General features: G+C 66.0%; 23 protein-coding genes. 9 read left to right on the forward strand and 14 right to left on the reverse strand.

Annotated features, from left to right (window positions below; genetic code table 11):
- Window position 1: 1 nt before the first annotated feature.
- The 4 genes from EPD80_RS06470 to EPD80_RS06485 are packed head-to-tail and all read right to left on the reverse strand — an operon-like array spanning window position 2 to window position 4657.
- On the reverse strand, window positions 2-1201 hold the full coding sequence (locus EPD80_RS06470) for an ABC transporter permease (protein ID WP_142810407.1): 1200 nt from the start codon (window positions 1199-1201) through the stop codon (window positions 2-4).
- Window positions 1201-1911, reverse strand: coding sequence for an ABC transporter ATP-binding protein (locus EPD80_RS06475; protein WP_142804095.1), 711 nt, complete (start codon window positions 1909-1911; stop codon window positions 1201-1203). The genes EPD80_RS06470 and EPD80_RS06475 overlap by 1 nt, the downstream gene beginning before the upstream one ends.
- Window positions 1908-3215, reverse strand: coding sequence for an efflux RND transporter periplasmic adaptor subunit (locus EPD80_RS06480; protein ID WP_142810409.1), 1308 nt, complete (start codon window positions 3213-3215; stop codon window positions 1908-1910). Before EPD80_RS06480 ends, EPD80_RS06475 begins: the two co-directional genes overlap by 4 nt.
- Entirely contained in the window at window positions 3212-4657 is a 1446-nt protein-coding gene (locus EPD80_RS06485) for an efflux transporter outer membrane subunit (RefSeq protein WP_185957729.1), read from the reverse strand. Before EPD80_RS06485 ends, EPD80_RS06480 begins: the two co-directional genes overlap by 4 nt.
- Before the next feature lie 183 nt (window positions 4658-4840).
- Between EPD80_RS06485 and EPD80_RS06490 the strand changes: the two genes are divergently transcribed.
- From EPD80_RS06490 to EPD80_RS06505, 4 genes are read left to right on the forward strand one after another with little or no spacing between them, the layout of a single operon-like run.
- The gene (locus EPD80_RS06490; protein ID WP_142810413.1) at window positions 4841-5698 is read left to right on the forward strand and encodes a fumarylacetoacetate hydrolase family protein; all 858 of its coding nucleotides are present in this window, start codon (window positions 4841-4843) and stop codon (window positions 5696-5698) included.
- Window positions 5695-6495, forward strand: coding sequence for an ABC transporter substrate-binding protein (locus EPD80_RS06495; protein ID WP_142810415.1), 801 nt, complete (start codon window positions 5695-5697; stop codon window positions 6493-6495). The genes EPD80_RS06490 and EPD80_RS06495 overlap by 4 nt, the downstream gene beginning before the upstream one ends.
- Entirely contained in the window at window positions 6492-7475 is a 984-nt protein-coding gene (locus EPD80_RS06500; protein ID WP_142810417.1) for a FecCD family ABC transporter permease, read from the forward strand. The genes EPD80_RS06495 and EPD80_RS06500 overlap by 4 nt, the downstream gene beginning before the upstream one ends.
- A complete protein-coding gene (locus tag EPD80_RS06505) occupies window positions 7472-8242 on the forward strand; it encodes an ABC transporter ATP-binding protein (protein ID WP_142810419.1) in 771 nt (256 codons plus the stop codon). Before EPD80_RS06500 ends, EPD80_RS06505 begins: the two co-directional genes overlap by 4 nt.
- Window positions 8243-8253: 11 nt before the next feature.
- Here the strand turns inward: EPD80_RS06505 and htpX are convergent, their stop codons facing one another.
- The 3 genes from htpX to def are packed head-to-tail and all read right to left on the reverse strand — an operon-like array spanning window position 8254 to window position 10582.
- Window positions 8254-9114, reverse strand: a complete 861-nt coding sequence (gene htpX, locus EPD80_RS06510) for a zinc metalloprotease HtpX (RefSeq protein ID WP_142810421.1) — start codon at window positions 9112-9114, stop codon at window positions 8254-8256.
- Between the two features lie 2 nt (window positions 9115-9116).
- Window positions 9117-10079, reverse strand: coding sequence for a methionyl-tRNA formyltransferase (gene fmt / locus EPD80_RS06515; protein ID WP_142810423.1), 963 nt, complete (start codon window positions 10077-10079; stop codon window positions 9117-9119).
- A complete protein-coding gene (gene def / locus EPD80_RS06520) occupies window positions 10079-10582 on the reverse strand; it encodes a peptide deformylase (protein ID WP_142810425.1) in 504 nt (167 codons plus the stop codon). The genes fmt and def overlap by 1 nt, the downstream gene beginning before the upstream one ends.
- A 120-nt stretch (window positions 10583-10702) precedes the next feature.
- Between def and EPD80_RS06525 the strand changes: the two genes are divergently transcribed.
- Genes EPD80_RS06525 through EPD80_RS06540 form a run of 4 tightly spaced genes read left to right on the forward strand, consistent with a single transcriptional unit; the run spans window position 10703 to window position 15830 of the window.
- The gene (locus tag EPD80_RS06525; protein WP_142810428.1) at window positions 10703-11749 is read left to right on the forward strand and encodes a LysM peptidoglycan-binding domain-containing protein; all 1047 of its coding nucleotides are present in this window, start codon (window positions 10703-10705) and stop codon (window positions 11747-11749) included.
- Window positions 11730-12836 carry a DNA-processing protein DprA gene (gene dprA / locus EPD80_RS06530; protein ID WP_142810479.1) on the forward strand — a complete coding sequence of 369 codons (1107 nt, stop codon included), beginning with the start codon at window positions 11730-11732 and terminating at the stop codon, window positions 12834-12836. Before EPD80_RS06525 ends, dprA begins: the two co-directional genes overlap by 20 nt.
- A gap of 11 nt (window positions 12837-12847) precedes the next feature.
- On the forward strand, window positions 12848-13327 hold the full coding sequence (locus tag EPD80_RS06535) for a DUF494 family protein (protein WP_142810430.1): 480 nt from the start codon (window positions 12848-12850) through the stop codon (window positions 13325-13327).
- A 4-nt stretch (window positions 13328-13331) separates the two neighbouring features.
- Complete coding sequence (locus tag EPD80_RS06540; protein WP_142810432.1) at window positions 13332-15830, forward strand: DNA topoisomerase III; 2499 nt, start codon at window positions 13332-13334, stop codon at window positions 15828-15830.
- A gap of 43 nt (window positions 15831-15873) precedes the next feature.
- On the opposite strand, the gene bioD is transcribed toward EPD80_RS06540, so the two are convergent.
- The 6 genes from bioD to EPD80_RS06570 all read right to left on the reverse strand — a co-directional run bounded on the left by bioD (window position 15874) and on the right by EPD80_RS06570 (window position 22108).
- Entirely contained in the window at window positions 15874-16548 is a 675-nt protein-coding gene (gene bioD / locus EPD80_RS06545) for a dethiobiotin synthase (protein WP_142810434.1), read from the reverse strand.
- A 130-nt stretch (window positions 16549-16678) separates the two neighbouring features.
- A complete protein-coding gene (locus EPD80_RS06550; protein WP_142810436.1) occupies window positions 16679-17935 on the reverse strand; it encodes an aminotransferase class I/II-fold pyridoxal phosphate-dependent enzyme in 1257 nt (418 codons plus the stop codon).
- A gap of 20 nt (window positions 17936-17955) precedes the next feature.
- Window positions 17956-19293 (reverse strand): adenosylmethionine--8-amino-7-oxononanoate transaminase, encoded by a 1338-nt coding sequence (locus EPD80_RS06555; protein WP_142810438.1) that lies wholly within the window; start codon window positions 19291-19293, stop codon window positions 17956-17958.
- A 5-nt stretch (window positions 19294-19298) separates the two neighbouring features.
- Entirely contained in the window at window positions 19299-20252 is a 954-nt protein-coding gene (gene bioB, locus EPD80_RS06560) for a biotin synthase BioB (protein ID WP_221928891.1), read from the reverse strand.
- A gap of 298 nt (window positions 20253-20550) precedes the next feature.
- A complete protein-coding gene (locus tag EPD80_RS06565) occupies window positions 20551-21039 on the reverse strand; it encodes a Dps family protein (RefSeq protein ID WP_142810442.1) in 489 nt (162 codons plus the stop codon).
- Between the two features lie 94 nt (window positions 21040-21133).
- Window positions 21134-22108: a hydrogen peroxide-inducible genes activator gene (locus EPD80_RS06570; RefSeq protein ID WP_142810444.1), complete on the reverse strand. Its 975-nt coding sequence runs from the start codon at window positions 22106-22108 to the stop codon at window positions 21134-21136.
- A gap of 123 nt (window positions 22109-22231) precedes the next feature.
- Between EPD80_RS06570 and EPD80_RS06575 the strand changes: the two genes are divergently transcribed.
- Complete coding sequence (locus tag EPD80_RS06575; protein WP_142810446.1) at window positions 22232-23716, forward strand: DegQ family serine endoprotease; 1485 nt, start codon at window positions 22232-22234, stop codon at window positions 23714-23716.
- A 27-nt stretch (window positions 23717-23743) separates the two neighbouring features.
- Here the strand turns inward: EPD80_RS06575 and EPD80_RS06580 are convergent, their stop codons facing one another.
- Window positions 23744-25357: a methyl-accepting chemotaxis protein gene (locus tag EPD80_RS06580; protein ID WP_142810448.1), complete on the reverse strand. Its 1614-nt coding sequence runs from the start codon at window positions 25355-25357 to the stop codon at window positions 23744-23746.
- Window positions 25358-25598: the final 241 nt, after the last annotated feature.

Here is a 25598-nt window from a genome sequence, read left to right on the forward strand (position 1 = left end):
CTCACTCGTGCCGCAGCGCCTCGATCGGATCGAGCCGTGCGGCGCGGCGCGCCGGAAAGAAACCGAAGACGATGCCGATCGCCCCCGAGAAGAGCGCCGCGATCACCACGATGCCGTAATCGGGCGAGAAGGGGAAAGCCAGCTTTTGCGCGGCGACGAAAGAAAACGTCAACGCCAGAATGATGCCGATGGTACCGCCCAGAAAGGAGAGCACCACCGCTTCCACCAGGAACTGCAGCATCACGTCGGCGGCGCGCGCGCCGATCGCCAGGCGAATGCCGATCTCGCGCGTACGTTCGGTCACCGAGACCAGCATGATGTTCATGATGCCGATGCCGCCCACCAACAGGCTGATGCCGGCCACCGCGCCGAGGAGCGTGGTGAGCATGCGCGTGGTGCTGGTGAGCGTGCGCTCGATCTCCTTGGAATCGACCAGGCGGAAATTGTCCTCCATGTTGGCCGACAGATGCCGGCGCTCGCGTAGCACGAGCCGGATGTCTTGAAGCACGCGCTCGTTGTCGACGCCATCGGCGAGCGAGAGCTGGATCGAGTCGACATCGGTGCTCCCGGAGATGCGGCGCTGGAAAGTACGCAAAGGGATGAGGGCGATGTCGTCCTGGTCGTTGCCCATGGCGCTTTGTCCCTTGGCATCGAGCAGGCCGATGATCTCGCAGGAGAATTTGTCCACCCGCATGCGCTGTCCGATGGGGTCGTCCGCGCCGAAGAGCTCACGCGCCACCGTCTGGCCGATGATGCACACCGCCACGCCGGCGCGCAGCTCACTCGGCAGAAAACCGCGACCTCGAACGATTTCCCAGCGTCGCGCCTCGAGGTACCCCTCGCCCGCACCGACCACGGTGGTGCTCCAGCTCTGGTTGCCGGCCACCACGGTGAGGGTGCGCAGCGATACGGGCGTCGACCAAACGACGCCCGGCACCTCACGCGCCAGTGCCTGCGCATCCTCGACCTTGAAAGGGATGATGCTCTGCCCGGGCCCGAAGCCTCGAGCGGGACGCAGGAAGACGATGTTGCTGCCCAGCGAAGAGATCTGGTCCGAGACCGCCTGAGTGGCGCCCCGTCCGAGCGTGACCATGGCGATCACCGCCCCCACGCCGATGACGATGCCGAGCACGGTGAGGAAGGAGCGCAGGGCGTTCCTGCCCAACGACCGGATCGCTTCGCGCAGCGCGTTGCCCAACATCAGGAGGACTCCTCGATGCGTTCGATGTGCCCGTCGCGGAAGTGCACCACGCGCCGGGCGTAGGCGGCGATGTCCGGTTCGTGCGTCACCATGACGATGGTGAGATGCCGTTCGCGATTGAATCGGGTGAGAAGCGCCATGATCTCGTGGCTACGGGCAGAATCGAGGTTGCCGGTGGGCTCGTCGGCGAGCAGGACCTTTGGCTGGGAGACGATGGCGCGAGCGATCGCCACCCGCTGCTGCTGCCCGCCGGAGAGTTCGCTCGGCACGTGATGCTCCCGACCGGAAAGGCCCACCTGGGCGAGCGACTCACGCGCGCGCAGGCGCCGTTCGTGGGTCGGCACCCCTTGATAGACGAGCGGCAGTTCGACGTTTTCCTGAGCCGTGACGCGCGGCAACAAGTGAAAGCCCTGGAAGACGAAACCCAGGGTGTAGCGGCGCAGCAAGGCACGGCCGTCACCATCGAGCTCGGTGACTTCGAGATCTCCGAGCCGGTAGCTGCCGCGGGTGGGCGTGTCGAGGCAACCGAGGATGTTCATCGTGGTCGACTTGCCCGAGCCGCTCGGTCCCATGAGGGCGACGAACTCGCCCGGCCACACGTCGAGATCGATGCCGCCCAGCGCCACGACGCGCGCATCGCCCTGGCCATAGACGCGCTCGACGCCGCGCAGCTGGATGAGCGGGGTGCCCTGTCGCCCTGGTTCGGTCATGACTTGGGGCGCTCCACGGCGGTGATGACCGGCGTGCCTGGTTCGAGCCGGCCCGAGAGCACTTCCAGTACCTGGGTACGCCGGCCATCCGAGGGCCCCAGGCGCACTTGTACCGGCATCGGCGTGCCGCGTTCATCCAGCACCCAGATCGTGGCTTCGTCCCGCTTTCTGGCTGCAGGAAGGGGGCGAGACGTCCCCGAAGCGCGCATCGGCGGTCGGAAAAATGTCCCAATGCCGGGACTTTGCGCTGCCGCGGCCTTGTCCGGCTCCGGTGGGCGATAGCGCAAGGCCGCATTGGCGATCGTCAGGACGTCCTCGAGGTGCTGGCTGAGGATTTCGGCCGTGGCCGTCATGCCGGGGCGCAGTTTGAGATCGGGATTGGCCACGGTGATCTCGGTCTTGTAAGTCACCACGCCGTTGATGAGTTCCGAGCCGTAGCGCACGCGTTTCACGCGTCCGCTGAATGGCTGATCGGGGTAGGAGTCGACGGTGAATGTCACGCTCTGCCCTTCGGCCACCTTACTGACGTCGGCCTCATCGACGTCGGCCAACAATTCCATTTGGGTCAAATCTTCCGCGAGCGTGAAGAGTACGGGCGTTTGTAGCGAAGCGGCGATGGTTTGCCCCGGATCGATGCTGCGGGTCAAGACCACACCGCTGATGGGGCTTCGAATCACGGATTTGTCGAGATCGGTGCGAATCGAGGCGAGCTGCGCTTCGTTGGCCTTGATCTGTGCCTGCGCTTGGCGCAACTCAGCCTCGGCACGGGCGACGGCAGCCGCGGCGGCGTCGAGATCTTGCGGGGCCACGGCCTGACCCCGGCTGAGCTTGTCGGCTTGCTCCAGGCGTTGCCGCTTGGCGCGCGCCTCCGATAACGTAGCCTCGAGTTGCGGGATCCTGGCGTGCGCCATGGCGAGGTTCGCTTCGGCCTGCAGGCGCTGTGCTTCGAGCTTGCGCGTGTCGAGTCGGGCCAGAACATGGCCGACCATCACCGGATCGTTGAAATCGACATAGACTTCACGGATCGTGCCGGAGATCTCGGCCCCGACATCGACCTCGTTGGTGGGGCTGAGGTTACCCGTGGCGGTAACGGTGATCGACAGCGATCCGCGTTGGGCCGTATCGGTGAGATAACGCACTGCAGATTTCCCCTCACCCCGGCCAAAGAGGAAAAAAACCGTGAGCACGATCGCGAGTCCCAGCGCCAGGCCAAGGAGAAGTCGCCTCCTGCGTCGGCGCAGCCGCGTGAGTTCGGCGCGCAGATGTGAGGTATCGAGCAGAGGATTTGCAGAAGATTCGGTCATCGGGAGCCATCCTCCAGAGGCGTTTCGGCCGGCCAGCCGCCACCGAGCGCTTTGTAGAGCCGCACACGGTCGGTGGCATTCTGGCCTTGCTGCAAGACATAGGCGTCGGTGGCGGAGAGCCAGCTGCGTTGTGTATCGATGAGCACCGTGTAATCGACCAGCCCCGAGCGGTACTGAGCGAGCGCCAGCACCACGCTCGCGCGCGCACTGTCGGCCGCCTGACGCAGATCATTCAACCTCTGATCGTTTTCGCGTACCGTGAGCAGTGCATTCTCCACGTCACCCAGGGCCACGAGCACGCTCTTGCGGTAGGCGGCAAAACTCTGCACGAGCCGCGCTTCGCTCGCCTCCAGCTGTGCCGAGAGGCGACCCCCATCGAATAGCGTGGCCAAGGGCGCGAACGCGAGACTCCATGCCCGGGCACTGGCCTGCCAGAGATCACCCGCCGAGAGGGCCGTAAGCCCCAGGCTGCCGCTCAGGGGAAAGCTCGGGTAGCGCGCCGCGTCGGCGACGTCGCGTTGCGCGGCTGCCGCTGCCAGTTGCGCCTCGCTGCGGCGCACGTCGGGGCGGCGGCGTAGTACGTCGGCAGGAATGCCGGCTGCGGGAAGCGAGGGCAGAGATGCCACCCAAGGGCCGAGATAGGCGAGTTCCGGCGGTTCGGCTCCTTCGGCGGCGATGGCGGGCCCTGCAGGCGCACGCTCCGAGAGTCGCTCGTGCCAATACCCCGGGGACTCCCCGGCGAGCAGCGCGAGTGCATTCAGCGCATTCTCCCGACCCTGGGCGAGCGCGGCCTGCTGGGCCCGGGTCTGAGCGAGCAAGGTCTGCGCCTGGTACACGTCGAGCTCACTCACGAGGCCCGCGCTAGACCTGGCTTGGGCAAGGGCGAGGCTGCGTTCGAGCACCATGAGCTGCGCTTCGAGCAGCGTCTCGCGGGCTTGGGCCGTTCGCGCATCGAACCAGGATTGCGCTGCCTCTGCCGTGGCGCTCACCAAAACGTCGGCCAGATCATAGGAGGCCGCTACCTGCTGTGCCTCGGCCGCCCGCAGCGCCGCTCGCCGGCCTCCGAACACGTCCAGCTCCCATTGCGCGTCGAATCCGACATGAAATTGCTCGCTCACCCTCCCCGCCCCCATCTCGGCACTCGAGCGGTTGCGCACGGCGCTGCCGCCGCCGGTCACGGTAGGCCCGAGGTCGGCCGACGCTGCCCGACGCAACGCCCGTGCTTCGGCCAGACGAGCCAATGCGGCATCTACGTCGAGGTTGTCACGGCGCACCTTGGCGATGATCTCTTCGAGCGTCGGATCGGAGAAATGACGCCACCATTGCGTGAGCTCGGCCGCGTCCGCCCCGACCGGGGCCTGCCGGAATGCCTGCGGCGGGACCGGTGCCTGTGGCGGCAGCGTAACGCCGGCACAGGCGGCACACAGAACGAGCGTCAGCAACGCTGTGGAACGAGCGTAAAATCGAAAAAACAGGGTCGGCTCCATCAACAAGGTCGAGCGAGTCAGCCGTCGCACACGAGTCGGAAATCGCACTGCGATTGTACGCGTGCTGCTCTCGTCGCGGACACATGATACGATTCGTTGAACACTGCGACGCTACTCTCTCTTTCTCAGGAAAACCCAATGAAGTTCATCCGTTTCGGCGCACCGGGCAAGGAACGTCCCGGTCTGGTTGCCCCCGACGGCAGTCTGCGCGATCTCTCGTCCCATGTGAATGACATCGACGGTGCGCTCCTTGCCGACGAGGCGGCGCTCGCGGCCTTGCGTGCGCTCGATCCGTTCTCGTTGCCGCCGGTAGCGTCCGACGTCCGCCTCGGGCCGCCGGTGGCCGGCGTGGGCAATTTCTATGCCATCGGGCTCAATTTCCGCGACCACGCGCAGGAGGCGAATCTGCCGATTCCCGGTGAACCGGTCGTCTTCATGAAGGCCACGAGCTGCATCTGCGGTCCGAACGATCCGCTCCTGTGCCCGCCCGGGGCGCAGAAACTCGACTGGGAGGCGGAACTGGGCGTGGTCATCGGTCGGCGGGCCAAGCGCGTCTCGCCGACCGAGGCGCGCGCCTGCATCGCCGGCTATTGCACCGTGCTCGACGGGTCGGAGCGCGACTTCCAGATGAACCGCGGGGGGCTATGGATCAAGGGCAAGAGCTACGAGTCCTTCGGTCCGCTGGGCCCCTGGCTCGTCACCGCCGACGAAGTGTCCGATCCCCAGTCCCTCGCCATCCGCCTCGAGGTGAACGGCGAACGCATGCAGGACGGCACCACCGCCGAGATGATCTTCGACGTGCTCACCCTCGTGAGCCACCTGTCCGAATTCATGACGCTGCTGCCGGGCGATGTGATCGCCACCGGCACGCCCGCCGGGGTCGGACTGGGTCAGAATCCGCCGCGTTTCCTGCGTCCCGGAGATGAAGTGACGCTGGAGGTCGGTGGCTTGGGGCGGCAGCGCCACCGCGTGGTGGCCGATCGCGCGGAGCAATGAAGACCCGGCGTGGATGGCACCGCCAACTGTTCGTGATGGTGGCCTTCTTTGCCTGCGTGGCCCAGGCGCAGGAAGGACCGCGGCGCATCGTCTCGGTGAATCTGTGCGCCGACCAGCTGCTGCTGCGGCTCGCCCCCGAGCGCGTCATCGCCATCACGATGTTGTCGCGCCGCGGCGACTTGGCGCCAGACCCCTCGCTGGGGGCCGACAAACCGGCGATCCGCGGTTCGGCCGAAGAGATTCTCGCGCTGAAGCCAGATCTGGTCGTCTTCGGGCCATTCTCGGCCGCGGCCACGCGCTCGCTGCTCGAGCGGCTGGGTCTTCCCGTCTATACACTACCTTACGTCGAATCGTTGCCCGCGCTGCGAGAGGCGATCCGTACCCTCGGCCAGTTGGTGCACGAGCCGGAACGTGCCGCGGCCCTGGAAAGACGGCTCGACACCCTCGCTCGCCCCTTCGACGCCGAGCCGCCGCCCATCCTCTATTATCTCCAGGGCGGCTATAGCGCCGGGCACGGCACCTGGGTGGGCGAGCTCATCGAACGCAGCGGCGGCATCAATGCGGCCGCCCGGGCGGGGCTCATCGGTTATGGCGATCTGCCGCTCGAGCGGGCACTGGCCGCCCGCCCGACGCGCTGGTGGCGCACCGCCTATCAAAACGACACCCCGACCCTGGGCGAGCGCCTGCTCGCACATCCGGCCCTGCGGCGGCAGGCCGGCGAACCGCGCTGGCTGCCGAGCTGGGCGATCACCTGCGCCGGACCCTGGTCGTTCGAGGCGCTGGAGCCCCTACGATGAGGGAAGTGCTACTCGCGCCGGCGCTGCTCCTGCTGGTGGTCTTGCTCGTGCTCGCTTCGCTCACGCTGGGCTATCTGGAGCTCTCGCCGCTTGCCTGGTGGCGGGGCGTCTGGGCGGGGGATCCTCTCCTGCGCCTGGTCCTGGTGGAAATCCGGCTGCCGCGCACCCTGCTCGCGCTCGCCGTGGGGGCGGCGCTGGGCGTAGCCGGAGCGGCCTTGCAGAGCCTGCTGCGCAACCCCCTTGCCGAACCGGCCTTGGTCGGGGCCACCGGCGGGGCCTCGCTGGGCGCGGTGATGGCGCTCTACTGGGGGTGGGCCGGCGCCTGGTCGCTGGCGCTGCCGCTGTCGGGTTTCGCCGGGGCGGCCCTCGTCACGACGCTGGTCTTGCTGCTCGCCCTGCGCGGAACCTCCACCGTGGGCCTCATCCTGGCCGGCGTGGCTGCTTCCAGCCTGAGCACGGCGCTCGTCTCGCTCATCCTCAACGCGTCGCCCAACCCGCACGCGACGATGGAGATCGTGCACTGGCTGCTGGGGTCAGTCGCCGATCGCAGCCTGCAGGACGTGGCGCTGGTACTGCCGCCGATCGCGCTGGGGCTGGCATTGCTGCTGCGCCAGGGCACGGCGCTGCGCCGCCTGGTGCTCGACGAGGAGGCTGCTGCGAGCCTGGGCGTGTCGCTGCCGCGGCTGCGGCTGGCCGTGCTCGTGGGGGCGGCGCTGGCGGTGGGGGCCGCCACGGCCATTGCCGGCTCCATCGGCTTCGTCGGCCTGGTGGCGCCGCACCTTGTGCGTCCGCTCGTACGCCACGATCCGGCGCGCACGCTGTGGGCGGCGATGGGGGCGGGAGCGGCGCTGCTGCTCGCCGCCGATCTGGCAGTGCGCCTGCTCAATCCCCACGGCGCGGAGCTCAAACTGGGCGTGCTCACGGCCCTCGTCGGGGCGCCCTTCTTCCTGTGGCGGGTACTCGCGGTGCGCGCGCCATGAGCCTGGCCCTGGAATTCTCCAGCGTCGGCTTGCGGCTGGGCGGACGGACCGTGCTCCGCGGCATCGACTGGCGGGGCGAGGCAGGCCGACTCGTCGGCCTGGTGGGCCCCAACGGGGCGGGCAAATCGATGTGGCTGCGGGTGGCCGCCGGTGTGCTCGGACCACAGCAGGGGGAAGTGCGTTGGTGGGGCGAGCCGCTCGCGCGCGTGCCGCGCACGCGCTGGCCCTCGCTGATCGCCTATTGCCCGCAGCGCTTTTCCCTTCATCTGCCGCTGCGCGCCCTCGATTGCGTCGCTCTGGGTTTGCCCGCCGGCCGGATTCGTACCCCGCCCGAGCGAGAGCGCTGCCTGGCGGCACTCGGGAAAGTCGACGCCGCGGATCTGGCCGAGCGCCCCGTCACCGAACTCTCGGGCGGACAGCAGCAACGCGTGGCGCTCGCTCGGGCGTTCGCCCAGGAGGCGACGATGCTGCTCGCCGACGAACCGCTCGCCGCGCTCGATCCGCGCCATGCACTCGAGACGCTGGCATTGTTACGGCGCGAGGCGCACGAGGCCGGACGGCTGGTGGTCATAGCCCTGCACGAACTCACGCTCGCGGCGCGTTTTTGCGACGAAGTGCTGCTGCTGCACGAGGGGCGCTGCCTCGCGGCGGGCGACCCTTTGGAAGTGCTCGACGAGACGCGGCTGCGCGAGGTCTATGGCCTGCGGGCCCGGCGCCTGGAAGTGGAGGGAGAGACGGTGCTGCTTCCTTGGGCGCCCACGCAGTGAACCGATCGCCGTCAGCGGCGACGCATCCGTGCCGCCATCTCCCGCAGGCGGGCGATGCGCTCTTCGGTGCTCGGATGCGTCGAAAAGAGCCCGCGCAGCCCGCCGCCCGAGAGCGGGTTCATGATCATCATCTGCGCCGTCTCGGGGTGTGCCTCGGCCGTGGGCATGGGGATCTGCCGCGCGTAAGCCTCGATCTTGGCTAGCGCTGAGGCGAGCGCCTCCGGGTCGCCGCAGATCTCGGCTCCGCCCGCATCGGCTCCGAATTCGCGCGTGCGCGAGATCGCCAGCTGGATGATCACCGCCGCGATCGGCGCGAGGATCATCACCAGGATGGTGAGTATGGGGTTGGCTGGCCGCCCCTCTGCGTCGCGCCCGCCGAAGAAGAAACCGAAATTGGCGAGCATGGAAATGGCACCGGCCACCGTCGCCGTCATGGTCGAGATGAGGATGTCGCGATGCTTCACGTGCGCGAGCTCGTGGGCCATCACCGCACGCAACTCGCGCTCGCTGAGCAGCTCGATGATCCCGGTGGTCGCCGCCACGGCCGCGTGTTCGGGGTTGCGCCCCGTGGCGAAGGCGTTGGGCTGCGCCTCGTGGATGATATAGACTTTGGGCATGGGCAACCCCGCGCGCCGGGCAAGGTCCCGGACGATGCCGTAGAGGTAGGGCGAGGTGGTCTCGTCGACCTCCTGCGCGTGGTACATCGCCAGCACCATCTTGTCGGAGAACCAATACGCCCAGAAGTTGGTGAGCGCGCCGAACCCCAGCGCCACCAACATCCCCGTCCTACCGCCGATCACCATCCCCACGGCGCCGAAGAGCGCCATGATCGCCGCCATCAAGAGCGTCGTCTTCAGCCAGTTTCCGTACATCGTCAACCTCCTTCCACAGTGAATCGCTCGCCGATAGAGATCGGGAAACCGCGCAGGAATTCCGCCGCGGGCAGGCGCTTGCCGCCGGGGCGCTGCAGTTCGGTGAGCAGCAGCCGTCCCTGGCCGGCCTGCACGGTGATCCCTTCGGGGCCGACGGCCGTCACCGTTCCCGGCGGCTCGGTGCCGTTTCCTTCGAGCCTATGGGCTCGCCAGAGTTTCAGCGGCACGCCGCACAACAGTGCCTGAGCCCCGGGATGGGGATCGAAGGCGCGCAGCCGCCGCTCGATCATTTCGGCCGGCTGCGACCAGTCGATCCAGCGCTCCTGCGGCGTGATCTTGGCGGCGTAGGTGGCGCCTTCTGCCGGTTGCGCTCGAGCCTGGGCGAGGTGACGCGGCAGCTCGGGCAAGACCTGAAGCAGCAGCCCGGCACCCAGCGCAGCGAGCCGGTCGTGCAGCGAACCCGCCGTCTCGTCAGGGGCGATCGGCGTTGCCGCCTTCGCCACCATGGGACCGGTATCCAACCCTTCGTCCATCTGCATGAGGGTGACCCCCGTCTCGGCATCGCCCGCCTCGATCGCCCGGACGATGGGGGCGGCTCCCCGCCAGCGCGGCAGGAGCGACGCGTGGATGTTGAGGCAGCCCCAGCGCGGCCAATGCAATACTTCGGGCGGCAGGATCAGGCCATAGGCTGCCACCACCAGCACGTCGGGTGCGGGCAGCGTCAGCAGTTCCCGGCGATCCTCTTCGCTCTTGAGCCGCGCCGGCTGCAGCACAGGAATGCCGGCTGCCTGCGCCACCCGTTTCACCGGGCTCGGGCTGAGTTTCATGCCGCGCCCGGCCGGTCGGTCGGGCTGAGTGAGCACGAAAGGAATTTCCCAACCCGCCGCGATCAGCGCGCGCAGCGCGATCGCCGCGAATTCGGGCGTGCCGGCGAAGGCGACCCGGCGCACTTCCTCCGCGACCATCAGGCCGTCATCCGCGCGCGCTTGACGAGTTTCGCCTTGATGCGCGATTGCTTGAGCGGTGAGAGATACTCGACGAACACCTTGCCGTCGAGATGGTCGATCTCGTGCTGGATGCACACGGCGAGCAGGCCCTCGGCCTCGAATTCGATTTGCTCGCCTTGCAGGTTCAAGGCCCGAACCCGGACGCGCTCGGCGCGCGTGACCTTGTCGTAGATACCCGGCACCGACAGGCAGCCCTCTTCGCTCACGCACTCGCCGTCCTTTTCCAGGATCTCGGGGTTGATGAGCACCGTCAGCCCGGAACGGTCCTCGGTCACGTCGATGACGATCACGCGTTTGTGCACGTCGACCTGCGTGGCGGCGAGTCCGATTCCCGGAGCGGCGTACATCGTCTCGGCCATGTCGGCGGCGAGCCGGCGGATCGACTCGTCGACCTCCGTCACCGGCTCGGCGCGCTTCTTCAGCCGCGGGTCGGGATAATGCAGGATGGGAAGTAGTGCCATATTTCCTCGTCTCTCGTTGCCAATCGCCAATGCGTCACGTAGAATGCCAACATCTTCTGCCCCGGCAGTGAGACAGGATCGCCCACCTCCGGTTCCGACACTCCTGTGAGGTTCCTCACCATGAAGCGGATGATTCGCATTATAGGCACGATCGCCCTGGTCTGGCTGGGTACGCTTGGATTCGCGCACGCGGGTGTCGAGCCCGGAGGCATTGCCCCCGATGCGCCGGACACCTACACCGTGCGTAAAGGCGACACGCTCTGGGGCATCGCCAAGCGTTTCCTGCGCGACCCTTGGCGCTGGCCCGATCTGTGGCAGATGAACCGGGCCGAGATCCGCAATCCTCATCTCATCTATCCCGGTCAGATCCTGGTGTTCGACCGTACTGCCGGAGTACTGCGTACCGCTAAGCCGGTGGGGCCGATCGACGAGAAACGCTCGCCGCAGGTTCGCCATGAGCCCATTCAAGATGCCATTCCCTCCATCCCGCTCGCGGCCATCGAACCCTTCCTCGTGCGTCCGCAGGTGATCGATCAAAAAACCCTGGAAAACTCCGGACGCATCGTCGGGCTGGAAGATGGCCGCTGGATGGCCGGCGCCGGAGACGTTGCCTTTGCCATCGGCGTGCCCGAGGATACCCGGCTCGTACAGCTCTTCCGCCCTGCCGAGCCGCTCCATGCCCGTGACGGCAAAACCCTAATCGGCTACGAGGCCCGCTACCTGGGTACCGCCAAGGTGGAACCGAACGACGACCCTCGCCTCGGCACCGTATTGCGGCTCCAGCAAACGAACGAAGCGATACAGCCGGGCGATGCGCTGATCGCGTCGCAAAAAGAAACGTTGGTCAATTTCGTCCCCCGTGCGCCGGAGCACGACGTAGATGCCCGGATCATCAAACTCTACCAAGGCTCGCTCGCGGCCGGGCGTCTCGACGTCATTCTTCTCGACCAAGGCGAGGCCCAGGACCTGGCGCCGGGTCACGTGCTCGCCCTGTGGCGCGTTCGCCCTCCGGTCACCGATGAGGAAAATCGCAACACCAAAGTCTTCCTGCCCGAAGAGCGCTACGGCGTGGCCTTCGTCTTCCGCGTCTTCGAACGCATGTCCTACGCCCTCGTGATGGAGACCGAGAAACCGGTCCGTGTCGGGGATGCCGCCCGTACGCCCTGAAGACCGGGAAGAGGCGAGGAGCTGGCTCGACTTCACGTTGCGCCGGCTCTCGCCGTCCGTCCAGCGCAAGCTCCTGGCGCGCTTCGGTGCGCCGGATTCCGTGCTCGCCCAGCCGCTCTCCACGGTGCGCGCCGAATTCGGTGCCGAAGTGGCCCAGGCGCTCGCCGCCGCGCCGCCCTCCGAGGCGATCGAGACGGCGCTCGCCTGGCTCGACGACGTCCGCCATCACCTCCTCACCCTCGCCGACGCCGCCTATCCCCGGAATCTGCTCGCCCTCGCCGACGCCCCGCTCGTGCTCTACGTCGTGGGCGATCCAGGAACGCTCATCCGGCCCGCCGTGGCGATCGTCGGTGCGCGCCGCGCCACGCCCGGGGGGCTCGAGAACGCCCGCGCCTTTGCCCGAGCGCTCGCCGAGCGTGGCTTCGTGGTGGTCAGCGGCCTCGCCCTGGGAGTGGACGCCGCCGCCCACGAAGGCGCGCTCGAGGCCGAGGACGGCAGGACGGTGGCCATCGTCGGCACCGGCGCCGACCGCGTCTATCCGGCCAAGCACCGCGGGCTCGCGCACCGCATCGCAGAGCGTGGTGCGATCGTGAGCGAGTTTCCGCTGGGCACTGCCGCCCAGCCCTATCATTTTCCGCGGCGCAACCGCCTCATCGCGGCGCTCGCTCGTGGCACGCTGGTGGTGGAAGCCGCGCCCGAAAGCGGCTCGCTCATCACGGCGCGCCTGGCCGCCGAACTCGGGCGCGACGTCTTCGCCATCCCCGGTTCGATCCACAATCCGCTCGCGCGCGGCTGCCATCGCCTCATCCGCGAAGGCGCCAAACTCGTCGAGCGCGTCGACGACCTCCTCGAAGAATGGCCCGATCTGGCCTCGCCCGGCGCCCTCGTTCCGCCAGAACCCGCGCCCGCGCCTTCCGACGAAAGCGACCCGCTCCTTGCCGCCCTGGGGCACGATCCGGTCGATTTCGACACCCTGATGCATCGCACGGGCTTGACGAGCGAGGCACTCTCGGCCATGCTGTTACCGCTGGAACTCGACGGCGCCGTCGTGCGCCTGCCGGGCGGCCGCTACCAACGCACCCGCTGAAGGAATTCCCCATGTTCGATGTCCTCGTCTATCTCTTTGAAAACTATGCCGGACCCAACGAGGCGCCGAAGGATCCAGACGAGCTGCGCGCACGGCTTGCCGATGCCGGGTTCGAGGGCGACGAGATCGACGAGGCGCTCTCCTGGCTCGATACGCTGCGCAACGGCGAAGCCCTTTCCCCTTCGTGGCGCATCCCGCCCGCCGGCGGCAGCGTGCGCATCTTCACCGAAGAAGAACGGCAAGTCCTGGGAACCGCCGGGCAGAACCTGGTCTACTTCCTACAACGCCACGGCGCCATCGACGAGGCGCTGCGAGAAACCCTCATAGACCGCGCCCTGGAATTCGGCGCGACACCGCTCGATCCGGACGATTTCAAGGTGCTCGCGCTGATGGTGCTGTGGCAGCATGAACGGGAACTCGATCCCCTCGTCGTCGACGAACTGCTGCGCGTCGAAGACGACGAAGACGCCGAACCGCCGCGGCTGCACTGAACCCATGGGCAAGAAACTCATCATCGCCGAAAAACCCTCCGTCGCACAGGACATCGCCCGTGCGCTCGGCGGCTTCCACAAAGAAAAGGATTACTGGGAGTCCGAACAGTACGTCCTCTCCTCGGCCGTCGGTCATCTGCTCGAACTCAAGGCGCCAGAGGAATACGAAGTCAAACGCGGCAAGTGGAGCTTCGCCAACCTGCCGGTGATTCCGCCGCGCTTCGATCTGCAACCCATCGCCAAGAGCGAGGACCGGCTCAAACTCCTGTTGCGCCTTGCCAAGCGCAAAGACGTCGACGGGCTCATCAACGCCTGCGACGCCGGGCGCGAGGGCGAGCTCATCTTCAACTACATCGTGCAGTACGGCAAGATCGACAAGCCCGTGCAGCGCCTGTGGTTGCAATCGATGACGCCGCAGGCGATCCGCGAAGCCTTCGAGCACCTGCGCTCGGCCGAGGAGATGGAAGGGCTGCGCCAGGCCGCCGTGAGCCGCGCCGAGAGCGACTGGCTCATCGGCATCAACGGCACGCGTGCCATGACCGCCTTCAACTCCAAGTCCGGTGGGTTTCACCTCACCACCGTCGGTCGGGTGCAGACGCCTACGCTCGCCATGGTTGTCGAGCGCGAGCGCCAGATTCGCGCTTTCCAACCCCGCCCCTATTGGGAAGTCGAAGCCACCTTCCGCGCCGCGGCGGGCACCTACACCGGCCGCTGGTTCGACGAGCACTTCAAAAAACCCGAGGGCGACGAGCACGCCAGCCCCTACCGTCTGTGGGAGCGGGAGCGCGCCGAAGCCATCCGCGATCGCGTCCTGGGCCAGCCGGGCGTGGTCGAGGAAACCGCCAAGCCCAGCACGCAGATCGCCCCGCCGCTCTTCGACCTCACCAGCCTGCAGCGCGAAGCCAACGCCCGCTTCGGTTTCTCCGCTCGCAATACCTTGGCCATCGCCCAGGCGCTCTACGAGCGGCACAAGGTGCTGACTTATCCTCGTACCGATGCCCGCGCGCTGCCCGAGGACATGATCGGCACCGTGCGCGAGGTGATGGCGCAGCTGCCGCCGGAATACCAACCCTTCGCCGGCAAGATTCTCGCCCAGGGCTGGGTCAAACCCAACAAGCGCATCTTCGACAACGCCAAGGTGTCGGACCACTTCGCCATCGTCCCCACGGGGGTGGTGCCCAAGGGGCTGTCCGAACCGGAACAGAAGATCTTCGACCTGGTCACGCGGCGCTTCCTTGCTGTCTTCTATCCGCCGGCCGAATACCGCGTCACCACCCGCATCACCCGGGTGGGCGAGGACGCCTTCAAGACCGAAGGCAAGGTGCTCGTCGCCCCGGGTTGGCTCGAGGTCTACGGCAAGCGGGCCGCCGGCGAGGGCGAAGGGGAACTCGTGCCCGTCGCCGCCGGCGAGACGGTACACACCGAGGCGGTCGAGATCAAGGACTTGCACACCAAGCCGCCGGCGCGCTACACCGAAGCCACGCTCCTCTCGGCCATGGAAGGAGCGGGTAAGCTCGTCGAAGACGAAGAGCTACGCGCGGCCATGGCCGGGCGCGGGCTGGGGACACCCGCCACGCGGGCCCAGATCATCGAAGGGCTGCTCGAAGAAAAATACCTCGTGCGCGAAGGGCGCGAGCTCATACCTACCGCCAAGGCCTTCTCGCTCATCACCTTGCTCAAAGGCTTGGGCATCGACGCGCTCACCTCGCCCGAACTCACCGGCGAATGGGAGCACAAGCTCGCCCTGATGGAACAACGGCGGCTCGCGCGCGAAGAGTTCATGGCTTCGATCGCGCGTATGGCGCAGGACATCGTCGAACGCGCCAAGCGCCACGAATCCGACACCGTGCCCGGCGACTTCGCCACCTTGCAGGCGCCCTGCCCCAAGTGCGGCGGCACCGTGCGCGAGACCTACAAGACCTTTCAATGCGATCGGTGCGGCTGGTCGATGTGGAAGATCATCGCCGGCCGGCAGATCGACGTGCCCGAAGCCGAGACGCTGCTCACCCAAGGCCGGATCGGTCCGCTGGAGGGCTTTCGCAGCCGCCTGGGGCGGCCGTTCGCCGCCGAGCTGGTGCTCGACGAAGCCAAACAGCCCACGTTCGCCTTCGCCGTCGAACCGCCGGAGGAGGCGCCGGCGGATCTGGCCGAGCGCGAATCACTGGGGCCTTGTCCCAAGTGCGGCGCCCCGGTGGTCGAGCATGGCACGAGCTACGTGTGCACCAAGGCACTCGGCGCCGACAAGACGTGCGATTTCCGTAGCGGCCGCACCATCTTGCAGCAACCGATCGAGCCGGAGCAGATGAAGAAGCTGCTTTCCACGGGCAAGACCGATCTCCTCACCGGCTTCGTGTCGGCGCGCACGCGGCGCAAGTTCTCCGCCTACCTCGTGCGCCAACCCGACGGCAAGATCGGCTTCGAATTCGAGCCGCGCGAAGCATCGGGCAAAAAAGGGCGCTCCACCACGACCAGGAAGAAAGCCAAGGCTGCGGAGACGTCGTGAGGGGTGCGTCCCAAAAGTAGGGTATTCGATCGGACCCATGGCCCTAGCGCTTTGGCGCGACTTCGTCGGGCCAGCGTACCCAATCGATCTCGTCCCGTCTACTGCCGTAGGGGATCACTCCTAGGCAGGGCGCAGGGATCGCTTGCCGTAGGGTGCTGAGATTGCCGTCGAGACTGGCCATCGCGGGGTCGAGGCAATTGGCGATCCAACCCGATAAAGTCAGCTGTCGTCGTTCGATCGCCTCTACCGTGAGCAGTGCATGGTTGAGGCAACCAAGGCGCATGCCTACCACGAGGATGATAGGGGCTCGGAGCGCTACTGCCAAATCGGCCATGGTGTGCGTTGGCGTCAGTGGAGCGAGAAAACCCCCTGCACCTTCGACCAGTACTCGATCGGCGTATGTGCGCGCCTTGGCCACGGCCGAGACGATTTTGCCCAGGTCGATTTTTACGCCTTCTTGGGCTGCTGCCAGGTGGGGCGAGATGGGGGCTTTGAAGCAGTAGGGGTTTCGTACCGCAGCCGGCAGATCGACGCTGCTGGCTTCTGCGAGTGCCACTACGTCTTCATTGAACCCCGTTTCATCCACGCCCGCGGCGACGGCTTTGACGCCCACGGCGCGCCACCCCGAGGTGCATGCTCGTACGAGCAGCTGACAAGCAGTATGCGTCTTGCCGATCTCTGTGTCCGTGCCCGTAAGGAACCAAGTTCTCGTGTTCATAATTTCTTCAGCTCTTCGTTTTGCTGGGCGTTAAGCGATCCAAGGACAGTTCAGGCTCAATCTCTGTGTTGTGCGCCCCTCTTCCAGGAGTTTGGCGTTCATGCACGTCGGCGAAGTGATTGAGCGCTTATCACGAACCTGGAGCCGGGAACTGCTGGAAGATCTGCGACAGCACTTCGAGCAAGGCATCGAGCTCAGCCTCGCCGTGATCTGCGCACAAAGAAAAACGCAGGCGTGCGCTGCCCTCGGGGACGGTGGGTGGACGGATCGCCGGCACGAAAAACCCGGCCTGCGCCAAGGCTTGCTCGATGGCGAGCGTTCGCTCCGGTGATCCCAAGATCAAGGGTTGGATCGGGGTACGAGAAAACGGCAAGCGGGGAAGGGCCGAGCTGCTGCTCTCTGGCGGTTCCGGCGCATGGATCACCTCGATCGCCGGTAACCGAGCCATTCCCTGGCGCCAGCGGTGAATGAGCGCAGCGAGTCGATCACGACGCGTCGTTTCGTCGCGCACCAGCTGCAGTGCGGTATGCACGGTGTGTGCCAGCGCTGGCGGCATGGCTGTCGTATAGATGTGCGTTCGCGCAGCCTGATCGAGCCAGAGCATCGCCTCTTCTGCGCCCAGCACGGCGGCACCCATTGCACCCAACGCTTTCCCGAAAGTGACGACCCAGAGCCAATGAGATTGAGGGTTCAGACCGGCATCAGCAAAACTTCCCTGTCCAGCAGGCCCGAGAATACCGAAGCCGTGGGCATCGTCGACGACGAGCCAGGCACCGTGGGCGCGCGCCAGCTCCGAGAGCGCTGACAGCGGAGCGATGTCCCCGTCCATGCTGAACACCCCATCGGTGACGACGAGTTTCACCGGCTCTCGGGATTTTTCCAGCCATTGGCCGAGGACGGAGAGGTTGCCATGGGGATAACGTCGAACTTTGGCGCCGCCAGCGCGGGCGAGTTGCAGCGCATCGACGAGCGAGGCATGAACCAGTTTGTCGGCAAAAATGGCCGTCGGCGCTTCGCGGGCAAAGGCGGTAATCACCGCGAGGTTGGCGGCGTAGCCGGAGGTGAAGACTCGGGCCGCGGGAAACCCCAGGAAGGCAGCGAGCTCGGATTCCAGCACCGCGTGCGCCTCGGTATAGCCGCCCACCAAGGCCGAGGAACCGGCACCGACGCCCCAGATCTTCGCCCCTTCGATCAGCGCTTCGACGAGGGCAGGATGGTGCGCCAGTCCCAAATAGTCGTTGCTGGCGAAACTGACTCCTTGTCGTCCGTCATGGACGAAGCGTGCACTCGAAGCCACTGGTGACGCGCGTCGCAGGCGACGCAGCAGCTCTCGATCCTGCCGCTCGGCGAGCCATCCTCGTACGAAGGAAGGTGACGAATCATGCATGAAACGGCCTCACGCAGGGATCAAAGGACGTCGACCAAGGTGCGCGCGATCGCTTCGCAGGCGAAATCCACCTCCTCGGGACGCGTCTCGTAAGGGGGCATGACATAGACCGTCCGACCCAAAGGTCGCAGCAGCAGGCCATGCTCGAGCGCAGCCACGGCGGCACGACGTGGAAAATCCTCCGCTGCCTTGGGTAGGTCGAAAGCCACGAGGGTACCGCAGCGGCGCAGGTGAGCAGCCCCATGTTGCGCCGCAATGGGTGCCAAAGCGCGTTCGAAGGCCGCGCCGAGCGCTTCCAGCCTTTCTGGTATGCCGGGCTCTTCGAGGAGCGCCAAGGTGGCACAAGCGGCACGACAGGCAAGGGGATTTCCCGTGTAGGAATGGGAGTGAAGAAATCCGCGTTCGATGCGCTCATCGAGAAAGGCCTCGAACACTTCATCGGTGGTGAGCACTACTGCCAGCGGCAAGGTACCACCGGTGATTCCCTTGGACAGGCAGAGCAGGTCAGGGCGCACGCCGGCGTGCTCGTGGGCGAACAGGCGTCCTGTTCGCCCACATCCCACTGCGATTTCGTCGAAAATCAGCAGCACGCCGTATTCGTCACACAGACGGCGCACGCAGCGCAAGAATTCCGGCGAATGCATGATCATGCCGCCTGCGCATTGCACCATGGGCTCGACGATCACCGCGGCCACCTCTTCGGCATGGGCTTGGAGGTGAGACCGTAGAGCGCAAACCGCTCGTTCGAGTGCCGGGGGGCCGAGGCGGGCGTCGGGACAGGGCAGAATCGTCGCCGGGCGCAACAGGGGTTCATAGGCCTGCCGGAAGAGAGGAACGTCGGTGACGCCGAGCGCGCCGATCGTCTCTCCGTGATAGCCACCGGCGAAACAAACGAAACCGGTCTTGCGGGGGAATCCTCGGTTTCTGGCGTAATGGGCTGCCATTTTCAACGCGATTTCGGTAGCGCTGGCGCCATCGGAAGCGAAGAAGGCATGCCCGAGTTGCCCTCCCGTCAGGGCACGCAGCCGTTCAGCCAGTTCGACCGCGGCAGCATGGGTGCAACCGGCAAGCAGCACGTGGTCGAGCGTATCGAGCTGTTCCTTGATCGCGGCGATGATGGGAGGATGCCGGTGACCAAAGAGCGTGGTCCACCACGAAGAGATGGCATCGTAGTAGGCCCGACCGTCGAAACCATATAGCCATGGGCCTGCTGCACGGGCTACGGGCAAGAGCGGGAGGGCATTCGGATCGCCGGCAGGCAGATGGCGTTGCATCTGGGTACACGGGTGCCATACGGCCTCGAGGCTGCGGCGTTCCCATTGCGTTGCTTCCTGGGCGAACAAAGCGGGGGCTTCCATGAATCTCACTCCGGCCGCAAATCGAGCCGCTCGAGCAGGACGTCGTCGTGCGCGACGTCCGGGTTCCCGGCGGTGAGGAGTTTTTCGCCGTAGAAGAGGGAATTGGCCCCGGCGTAGAAACACAGCGCCTGGAGTTCGTCGCTCATCTGGCTGCGACCGGCCGAGAGGCGGATGTAGCTGTGCGGCAGGGCCAGCCGAGCGACCGCGATCGTGCGCACGAGCTCGAACGGGTCGATGGGCGGCGCGTCGGCAAGCGGCGTGCCCGGGATGGGAATGAGCTGGTTGATGGGCACCGATTCCGGCTGGGGGTCGAGACCGGCCAGAAGCGCCAACATGGAGATGCGATCCTCGCGCGTCTCGCCCATGCCGAGGATGCCGCCACAGCAAACCTTGATGCCGGCTTCGCGCACTGCCTCGAGCGTGCGCAGGCGGTCACTCAAGGTGTGCGTGGTGATCACCTTGCCGTAATGCTCCGGCGAGGTGTCCACGTTGTGGTTGTAGTAGTCGAGCCCGGCTTCCTTGAGGCGGGTAGCCTGCGGGGGCGAGAGCATGCCGAGCGTGACGCAGGTCTCCAAACCCAGCGATTTGACCGCCGCGACCGCCTCTGCCACCCGTTCTAGGTCTTTGTCCTTGGGCGCGCGCCAGGCAGCGCCCATGCAAAAGCGCGTGGCACCGGCCGCCTTGGCCTGCGCTGCATGACGCACGATGGTCTGCGTATCGAGCAAAGGCTCACGCGCGTGCGCGTGATGACGCGCCGACTGGGCGCAGTAGCCGCAATCTTCGGAACATCCCCCCGTCTTGATTGACAACAGGGCCGAGCGCTGGATGCGCTGGCCGGGAAAGTGGCGCCGGTGGGTGTCGTAGGCGCGATGTAGCAGCTCAAAGAAAGGAAGTTCGAACCACTCGCGCACTTGGGCTTTGTCGATCGTCCGGCCGGAAACGGTGTCACTATTTGTCACGATTTGTCCTTAACTTCTGTAAACATCTTTGATTTTAGCCTAACTTCCATGATTTGCACAAAAACAAATCACACGAACTCGACCCGTCTCGAGCAAGACGAAAAACCGGAACGCGAGGAGAGATCCCCCTGAAAAACCACAGCGATCGGTCTGCGGGAAAGAGAAGAGAGGGTAGGGTGCAACGCCGAAGCAGACGTTCAGTCGTGCCATGAAAAAAGCCGGGCGATCCCGGCTTTTTTCATGGGTGTTGGGCGGCGACGAGATTTTGCTACGGCGCCCTATCGTTGCGTCGCGTCGCTCACTCGAGCAGGCTGCGCAACATCCAGGCGTTTTTCTCGTGCACCTGCATGCGCTGCGTGAGCAGATCGAGCGTGGGTTGGTCGTCGGCCTTTTCGGCCACGGGTAAAATCTCGCGCGCCGTACGTACCACCGTTTCTTGGCCCTTGATGAGATAGCGGATCATGTCTTCCGCCTTCAGACCAGGCTTGGGCTCTTTGAGCCGGGTGAGCTCGAGAAACTCGGCGTAAGTTCCGGGCGCCGGATAGCCTAGCGCACGGATGCGTTCGGCGATGTCGTCGACCGCCACAGCAAGCTCGGTGTACTGCTGCTCGAACATCAAGTGCAGGGTGTTGAACATTGGCCCCGTCACGTTCCAATGGAAGTTGTGCGTGGCCAAATACAGCGTATAGGAATCGGCCAGGAGCTTGGAAAGCCCCTCGGCGATTTTCTTGCGATCTTCTTCCTTGATCCCGATGTCGATGGCAGTACTGTCTTGTCCTTTGCTCATGTTTTTCTCCTTGGATGAACCTGACGTAGATCAATATAGCGCACAACTCGGGCACCGACAAATTGCGGTAGCCGATGGTGCCGTTCGCTTCGAGTTATGGCGCCACCTCGGTCGGACGTGGTTCGTGCTGCTGCGCAGGCAAAGGGCGTGGCACAGGGCCCACCGGGCGCACGCCAGGCAAATCCGCTTCGAAGATGGCGCGCCGCAATACGTCGATCGCGCCGTGGCGCGGATAGGTGACACGCCAGACCAGGACGACCCGCCGATAGGGTTCGGGGGGAGTAAAAGGGCGTACCGCCAACAGCGGGTTCATGCGCGAGGCATCGTCGGCCGCCGAGGAAGGCAGCACGGTCACGCCCAAACCGCTTGCCACCATGTAACGAATGGTCTCCAGGGAACTGCCGGCGAGCGCTTCTTGCAGCGGTGAGTGGCGAAGGCACTGCGGGCACACTTCCAACACCTGATCGCGGAAACAGTTGCCCGCCCCCAGCAGCAGCACGTTTTCCTCGGCGAGCTTGGTCGCCGGAATACTGTCGTAGTGAGTCCAGGGGTGCCCGGCCGGCACGAGGACACGGAAAGGTTCGTCGTAGACCGGCTGCGTGACGAGCCCCGGTTCGGAGAAGGGCAGGGCGAGGACGGCGACGTCGATCTCGCCGTGCTTGAGCTGCTCGGCGAGCTTCGAGGTGTAATCCTCGTGGATGATGAGCGGCATTTTGGGGGCGAGCTCATGCACGAGCGGAATGAGCCGCGGCAACAGATAAGGGCCGATGGTAAAGATCACGCCCAGCCGCAGGGGTCCTACCAAGGGATCCTTGCCCGCCTGGGCGATCTCCTCGATGCGCTGCGCCTCGCGCAGCACCCGCTCGGCCTGCTCGGCCACCTGACGCCCGATCTCGGTGAGTTTCACTTCGTTGGGATTGCGCTCGCAGAGCAGAACGCCGAGATGCTGCTCCAATTTTTTGATCGCCACGGAGAGCGTGGGCTGACTCACGTGACAGCGCTCGGCGGCGCGACCGAAATGCCGTTCCTGCGCGAGCGCGACGAGATAGCGTAAATCGGTGAGCGTCATGCTGCGTTCCCCTCGACGGCGACCGTCTTCGGCCAGTGTATCAAATCTTTTTACCATCGATATCTGCTTTTGGTTCCCGAACGATCCCGTACAATGGGCTTTTCCCGCATGGAAGGAGAGGCCATGAAGGTATTTCGTCTGCGGCATCCTACCAGCGCCAGCTCGAACCACCGGGGCACGGTACTGGCACTGGCGCTCGCCCTGAGCACGGGCATCGTCGTGCCCGCCGCCGCTGCGTCCGAGCCGGCCTTACGCCCTGTGCTCTTCGGCAGCTCCGAACGGCGCTTGCCGGATTTCGCCGACCTGGTCGAGCAAGTGACCCCGACGGTGGTCAATATCACCGTGGTGAGCCGCTCGAGCGCAGAATCCCTGCCCTTTCCCTTCGACGAGAACGATCCCTTCTTCGAATTCTTCCGCCGGTTCGGCATCCCGCTGCCGCAGATTCCCGGCGGCCGGGGCGACTCACCGGTGCAGCGCGGACTCGGCTCCGGCTTCATCGTCTCGGCCGACGGCTACATCCTCACCAATGCCCACGTTGTGGGTGAGGGGGGCGAGGGCGCCGAAATCACGGTCCAGCTCACCGATGGACGCAAGTTCCCGGCCAAGGTCGTCGGTACCGATCGCCGCACCGACATCGCCGTGCTCAAGATCGATGCCAAGGGGTTGCCTACGGTCAAATTCGGGGATCCCGAGAAGGCCCGCGTCGGTCAGTGGGTGATCGCCGTGGGTTCTCCCTTCGGATTCGAACACAGCGTCACCGCGGGCATCATCTCGGCCAAGTCGCGACGCCTGCCCGATGAGACCTACGTTCCCTTCATCCAGACCGACGTGGCCGTCAATCCGGGCAATTCCGGCGGACCGCTCTTCAACATGGACGGGGAAGTGATCGGCATCAACAGTCAGATCTATTCACGCTCCGGCGGCTACATGGGCATCGCCTTCGCCATCCCCAGCGACGTGGCGCAAGAAGTGAAAGATCAGCTCATCGCACACGGGCGAGTTCAGCGGGGCAAGCTCGGCGTGGTCATCCAGGGCATGGACGAGGAACTGGCGAAGAGCTTCGGACTGGACAAACCCGAGGGTGCGCTGGTCGCGAGCGTCGAAACTGACAGCCCAGCAGGAAAAGCGGGCATCCAGCCCGGCGACGTCATCGTCGGCGTCGATGGCCAGCGAATCGTGGATTCCGCCGATTTGCCGCGCATCATCGGACGGCGCAAACCGGGCGAAACAGTGCGGGTCGAGATCCTGCGCCAAGGAAAGCGCCTGGAGAAGAGAGTGACGCTGGCCGAACTGGAAGAGGAGACGGCTCAGGCGAGCCCGGGCAAGAAACCCTCAGGCGAACCGGCCGCAGCCGGTATCTCCGTGCGCGCCCTCACCGCTCAGGAAGCGAAAGAGCGTGGTTTGGCAGAAGGGGGAGTGATGGTAACGAGAGTGACTGGGCCGGCGGCACTCGCGGGCTTGCGCTCAGGCGACGTGATCGTGGCAGTGAACCAGCAACCGGTACGCACGCCGGAGGAATTCCGCCAAGCAGTGAACGCGGCCGGCAACCGGTTCGCCGTGCTGGTCGATCGCAATGGCATGAGACTTTTCATTGCGATCCGCCGATAGTGGGTAAAGAAGGGGCATGCCGCCCCTTCATTCGACCCGGAAGCGGCGCACCCGTTCGACGAGCTGCTGCGCCTGCGCCTGTACCTTTTCCACGGCCGAGGTGAGGGCGTCGACCTCGGCATCGAGCCGTCCGGTTTCCTGCGCGATCCCGTCGACCGCGGACGAGGCCTGCTCGGCCAGCTCCCGCTCCCCTTCGGTCGTGACGGTGACCGCATCGAGCCGCCGGCCCACGTCGGCCACGGCCGCTCCGGCCTCGGCCAGACGCTCGGTCACCTCGTCCGAGACGCGGCGCACCTCCTTGAGTTTTTCCTGACCGGACTCGAACGCCGAATACAGCTGCTCACTGCGCTCGACCACGGCGGCGGTGATGGTGTCGATACGCCCGGCGGCGGTGCTGGACTTCTCGGCCAGTTTCCTGACTTCGTCGGCCACCACGGCAAAGCCGCGCCCTGCCTCGCCAGCGCGCGCCGCCTCGATCGCGGCGTTGAGCGCCAAAAGATTCGTCTGGTCGGCGATCTCGCGCACTTCCTGGGTGATGACGCGGATCTCGTGCGACGAGCGGGAAAAAGCGCCCATCGCCTCGACCAGCGAGGAGAGCGCCTGTTCGATGGCCGCGAAGGCATCGACGAGGGCGGCGAGCCGCGCCCGGCTCGTCTCGGTGCGCTCGCGGCTCACCTGGGATTCGGCCTGGATGGCCGCAACCTCCTCGGCCACCCGGACCGCCGCCTCGTGCAGCCGCCCGATCAGTTGCCGTACCTGAGCCACGACGGCGTTCTGCGTCTTCGCTCCGGCGCGCACCGCCTCGCCGCTGCGCGCCATCTCCGCCGTCGCTTCTTCCAGGGTGGCCACGGTGCGCTTGACCTCGCGCACCAGCTCGGCCACCGTCTCGAGCATGCGGTTGAAGCCGGCGGCGGCCGCGCCGATCTCGTCGTCGCGCTCCACCGGCAAGCGCCGCGTCAGGTCCCCCTCGCCTTGGGCGATCTCCTCGAGGCTGGCGACCAGATGGCCCAGGGGCCGCGCCACCGAGCGGCGCACCACCCAGGCGATCACGCCCATGGTGAGCAGGGCGAGCAGCACGGCAAAACTCCCCACCCAGGCGGCAAAGCGGCGGGTGGCGGCGTCCGCCTCGCCGAGCGAGATGCGCATGCTCACCGCCCCCAGCACCGTGCCCTCCGGCACCTGGTGGCAGGCGATGCAGTCCTTCCCGAGGTAGTCGCTTGCCGCCTTGCTCGGATAGATGGCGCGCAATGTCCGGGAGCCGCCCTCCTCCTCGATCGCCAGGTAGGTCTGGCCAGAAGCGAGCACCTGAGCCTCGATCGCATCGGGCTCCTTTTCCAGCCCGCCCTTGCCGTAGAGCGCCGTCACCGCCTCGCCGCGCAGCACTTCCAGGCCGCGCACGGAGGTGAGATTGCGGATCTGGTCGAGGAAGACGTCACGCTGCCCCACGGTGCCGGTGACCATCATGGCCGTGAGTCCGGCCATGGTCATCTCGTTGATGGAAGCGGCGAAGCGCTCCGCCTGGTCGCGCGCCATGGTGCGCGACGCCGCCATGCTCCAGGCGACCATCACCGCCAGACCGGCCACCAGCACGATCCCGATCGCGGCGATCAGGCGCCGCGCCACCGAATGTCTCTTTTCCATCGTCCTCCACTCCCCCCTGCCACGCCAACGTCGCCACGGGACTTGAGCCTCAGGATGCAGAATACCGCAAGACGGGGCAAGCAAACCCTCGAACAGACGGTGAAAATTCCTTCAGTTCCATCCTAACGGTCATTGCGACTGGCGCCACCCCCGATGATGAAAGAAACTACGGGGTGGAAGGCAGCGGGAAGAGGTCGCGCAATTTTTTGGCGGATCGACCCCGCACGCTAACGTGACCCGC

Origin of the sequence: Tepidiphilus olei, assembly GCF_006980705.1 — a bacterium.
GTDB lineage: Bacteria > Pseudomonadota > Gammaproteobacteria > Burkholderiales > Rhodocyclaceae > Tepidiphilus > Tepidiphilus olei.